This window comes from Zoogloea sp. LCSB751 (genome assembly GCF_002028455.1).
Taxonomy (GTDB): Bacteria; Pseudomonadota; Gammaproteobacteria; order Burkholderiales; family Rhodocyclaceae; genus Zoogloea.
On sequence record NZ_MWUM01000635.1, the window covers coordinates 1 to 236 of the forward strand.

The window sequence follows — 236 nt, forward strand, 5'->3', positions numbered from 1 at the left end:
ACCAGAGATTTCTTGCCAAATGGTGTTCTTGTCATTCATCGAATCGCGGAACTGTTCAACCGACGCCAGTTGTACTGTTTCACCTATCTCAATGGTGCCACTATCAGGTTGCTCGCTGCCAGACAGCATGCGGAACAGGGACGATTTACCTGCACCGTTGGCTCCGATAATACCGACGATCGCGCCTTTAGGAATCGAGAACGACAGGTTATCGATTAGCACGCGATCACCATAGG

At 50.4% G+C, this 236-nt stretch carries 1 protein-coding gene; it reads right to left on the minus strand.

Annotated features, from left to right (window positions below; genetic code table 11):
- Window positions 1-236, minus strand: a 236-nt coding sequence (locus B4920_RS27990) for an ATP-binding cassette domain-containing protein (RefSeq protein WP_139379790.1), incomplete at both ends; no start/stop codon positions are given.